2 protein-coding genes are annotated in these 2,703 nt (G+C 36.3%); both read right to left on the bottom strand.

Features of this window, described 5'->3' with window-relative positions:
- Positions 1 to 169: 169 nt before the first annotated feature.
- Positions 170 to 1,162: a helveticin J family class III bacteriocin gene (locus tag BP95_RS0116005; RefSeq protein WP_028532710.1), complete on the bottom strand. Its 993-nt coding sequence runs from the start codon at positions 1,160 to 1,162 to the stop codon at positions 170 to 172.
- 456 nt (positions 1,163 to 1,618) lie between these two features.
- The gene (locus BP95_RS0116000; RefSeq protein ID WP_028532709.1) at positions 1,619 to 1,897 is read right to left on the bottom strand and encodes a hypothetical protein; all 279 of its coding nucleotides are present in this window, start codon (positions 1,895 to 1,897) and stop codon (positions 1,619 to 1,621) included.
- Between the last annotated feature and the right edge of the window lie 806 nt (positions 1,898 to 2,703).

Below are 2,703 nucleotides of genomic sequence, written 5' to 3'. Positions count from 1 at the left end.
TGAATTATCGCCAATTTCCTATCCTTCGTAAATTTAGTCATAAAAAACTGCACCTCCAACTGTTAGAGTGTGTCTAACAATTGGGGTGCAGTTCAAAATGGCGGCTTATCATGTCTGCACTTGGTTTCTGTTTGGAAACGTTACGCACTAGGATTGACCCGTTTGACCGTTATTTAAATACGCTATCAGGAACGTAATAAACTTTCTGAGTATCTTTCTTATTTACGGGATCCGTAACGATTGTAAAATATACGTTGCCGTTTTTGGTCTGTACGCCCTCGATTTCATGAGTCCCCACATTCGTAATTTTCACGAGGGTTTTGTACACTCCCGTGTTTGTCATCATCGCAATCTGTGGGGTTTGGCCTTCTGCTCCGCCTGATGTATATATATCTGTGCTATCGAGCATATCAGCCCCCTGGAAAGACCCGTTCGGTCTAACTATACCATCCCCCGACTGCGTAAAACTGGTCACACATGCGTTTTTCGCCGCCGCACTATCCATACGAACTTGTTCATTGCTATCAAGAAGTTTATTCAATGCCACTGTGTCATAAATCGACCAAGTTACGGTACCTTCTTTCGTTTGTACCCGGAAAAACGTATATTTACTATTGCCGCCCCCATCAACACGATAGGTCTCCCCTAGTTTTGCTCCCGTTTTATTCGCATAATTCATGTAGGTGAACCGATGAAGAGCCGTATAATCGACTGTCGTGCCGGCATAGTATGTAAGTCTCGCCACCTGGAGGGACCAATAATTCGATGTTGAAGGATCCGCCTTTGAACTGAAATAGAAATAATTGATACCGTTGTATGTATACATATCGAGGGTCTGACAATGTCCAGTGTTGGTAACGGTCATTTCATCCATGTATGTAGCGTTATTTCCGTTTATGAGCAATCGTGAAAGATAGCAAGTTCCGCCAGACCGCTGAGTTACGTAAAGATACTTATCTGCGATGTAAGCTTTCTGCACAGCCACATTGTGATTCAATCCTTTAAGATTATAAGCGAGCGTTGCCGATGCGCTTACCGTTTTCCCAGGAGTAGCCGCAAAAGCGGGCAAAACAGACATACCAAACATAAGAATGGCGAGTATAACAGATGTGAACATTTTCAACTGTCTTTTCAAAAGACCCAAAGCTTGAACTTGCAACATATCAATACCTCCATTAAGAAAATATGATTGGACAAGATACTGGAAAATGTAATCAATCAATTGAAACCACTTTACTCGATTATGGACAAATTCATATTGAGAATGCAAGAATGTAGGATGTTAAATTCCTGAAAATGTCCCTAGCGGTTAATCAACATTTAGATTCCTTCTTTTCAACAGTAACAGGAACAAGTTTGATGTCCATAATGTCGCCTATAATCACTTTTTGTTCGTTGTTGAGGCTTCTTCTATTTCTTTCAAAATTCGTCTGGGATTTCTATATATTCGGATACTCTTGCTTTCAACAAATCGATTAGTTCCTCATCCATATATGTATAAACATCAGGGATATCCAAGCATATCAGTTTCTTACCATCCAACTCTAAACTATACTTAGCTCTTGACAACCCGTCCTACTAAAAAAACGAACTCATTAAGAGTTCGCTTGGATACAAATTATTTACCTTTAAATTTCAAGGCATCAACGTATTGTTTGGCTTCTACCAATGAAAGTCCTAAAGTTTCTCTAACCCTTTTTACTGCTTTGACATCATTGCCTTCATTTAGTAGTTGTCGCAATTCATTATTTATTGGCATTTCAGGTACATCAGTTTGTTTAGAAATCTGGTCTAAAGTATATTTCAACCCTTTGACACGCCCATCAAGTTTAATGACCGTAAAGAGTAAATAAACAGCAATAAATAGTATCAATACTTCAAAAAAGTTAAATTCCACAATAATTCCTCCTTATAAAACGACATATTTCTTTATTCTATTTGATATGTAAAAATCCTATTCTATCATAAAACTAAATCATTATAAATTTATCATAAAGAGCAACAATATTTTAGAAAACAGCCAAAGATTAAAGATTTTCTCCGCAGTTAAGCTCCTCCATTTATTCTTGCTGCATACGAATAGTAATTTTATGAGTCTTCACCTTCTGTTTTAAAGTTCATTTCATTCGTTACGTCCATTGAAATTTTTCTTACAAGCGGATAAACATTATTTTCATAATCATTTTCTTTAGATTAAAACCCTCTTTTTCAGCACTACTAAATTATAATCAGTAAAATTTAGTAATAGACTTATCTTTGATTTAATTACTTCTAACTAGTATTATCTAACTAAATCATTAATGTCATTAGAATTTTGTATAAATATCTATTGTATTCTCTATAACTACAGCTTTTAAAACTTATCTTTAATAGTACTCCACCTAAAAAATCGCTTTTCCCTATGTCAAATAGTAATCTAGTAGTTTCTTTATATATTTTAATTAGTGAAGAATTAAGTACGGTATCACCCCCTCCGTAGGAAGTTCGCTTACATATGTACAATCATCACTTTTTGTTATCCATGAGCTTGTCTCCTTTAAAAAGGTTTCGTTAACGTTCTTGTATTCACAACGCCCGGTTCCTCTAAGATAATTCTTATCTCAGGGAGCTGGATTGTCAACACTAAATCAGACAGCTTTTTTAAGGGATAATCTTCTGTAATCTACTGGACTCATATAGCCTAAGGTTCCATGGATGCGATGT

The organism is Paenibacillus sp. UNC217MF (genome assembly GCF_000686865.1).
GTDB classification, from domain to species: domain Bacteria; phylum Bacillota; class Bacilli; order Paenibacillales; family Paenibacillaceae; genus Paenibacillus_B; species Paenibacillus_B suaedae.
The sequence above is the reverse complement of the archived record's forward strand: the minus strand, read 5'-3'. Positions and strand labels throughout refer to the sequence as shown.